This is a genomic window from Arthrobacter sp. Hiyo1 (assembly GCF_001263615.2).
GTDB lineage: Bacteria > Actinomycetota > Actinomycetes > Actinomycetales > Micrococcaceae > Arthrobacter.
On sequence record NZ_DF952472.1, the window covers coordinates 292,792 to 293,871 of the forward strand.

At 63.9% G+C, this 1,080-nt stretch carries 1 protein-coding gene and 1 pseudogene; both read left to right on the plus strand.

Going from position 1 to position 1,080, the window contains the following annotated elements; genetic code table 11:
- Positions 1 to 120 (plus strand): annotated as a pseudogene (locus AHiyo1_RS26935) (threonine aldolase); the annotation flags it as partial.
- Between the two features lie 61 nt (positions 121 to 181).
- Complete coding sequence (locus AHiyo1_RS14975) at positions 182 to 847, plus strand: DUF3000 domain-containing protein (RefSeq protein WP_059389098.1); 666 nt, start codon at positions 182 to 184, stop codon at positions 845 to 847.
- Positions 848 to 1,080 lie beyond the last annotated feature (233 nt).

Consider the following 1,080-nt stretch of genomic DNA (forward strand, 5'->3'; position numbering starts at 1 on the left):
AAGTTCTACGACTGGAACGAAGCGAACCGGGAGGTGCGCTGGATGTGTTCCTTCGACACCACCGAAGAGGACATCGATTCCTTCGTTGCCGCAATCAAGCGCGAACTGGCCGCGGCATAGGCCGCAGGACGGGGCGGCGTGGCTTCAAGGTTTCGCCGCCCCGGACACATAATCTGCGAAGGTGAACGCACTCGCACAGGTTCCCGCGGATTTCTTGCATGCGTTGGGAACGCTACGAAAAGCAAAGTGCCGGAGCGAGCTGCGGCTCGCGGAAATCCCGGCGCCCTCCCGCTTGGCCCCCTACGCCGTTGCCCTGGGGGCAGAGGTATTCAGCCGGTCGACGCGTCCCGGCCGGACCCCGGTCCATGGCCCCGCCGCCATGGCATTTTCCAGCGAAAACACACCGGGTTCCCCCGGCGCGGCCGACGACGAAGACGACGAGCTTGCAACAGGCCGGTTCATCTTGCTCCATGATCCCGACGGCTCGGCTGTATGGGACGGCGAATTCCGGATCGTCACCTATATCCGCGCCCAGCTGGAAGCCGACATGGGCAATGACGCCATGCTCGGTTCCGTTGCGTGGACATGGCTCGTGGACTCCCTGGAGAACCATTCAGCCCAGTACCGGGCGGCTGGCGGAACGGCCACGCGCATCCTGTCCGAGAGCTTCGGCACGTTGGCCGAAAGACCTGAAACCATCGACATCGAACTCCGCGCCTCATGGACACCAGCGTCTTCCGATGTCCAGGCCCATCTGGAGGCATGGTGCGATATGGTCTGCACGTTCGCGGGGCTCCCTCCCCTGCCTCCCGGTGTCACGCCCCTGCCAAATCGGCGGCTCACATGAAGCCTGTGAAGGTGTGCTGGAGCCCTTGGCCGGACCGGCCGGGCACAGAGTCGGTAAACTGAAGGCACCATGACCCCTGAAAATCTGGAACCCACCACAGCCGGCGCTCCGGCTGCTGATCCCACACCACACATCACGGTAGACGGCTTCGAAGGCCGAATACCCGAGATCATCGATCTGGATGCCCCGCGCGAGGGGTGCCGCTTGTCATCGACACCCTGTCCGGCCTGGAG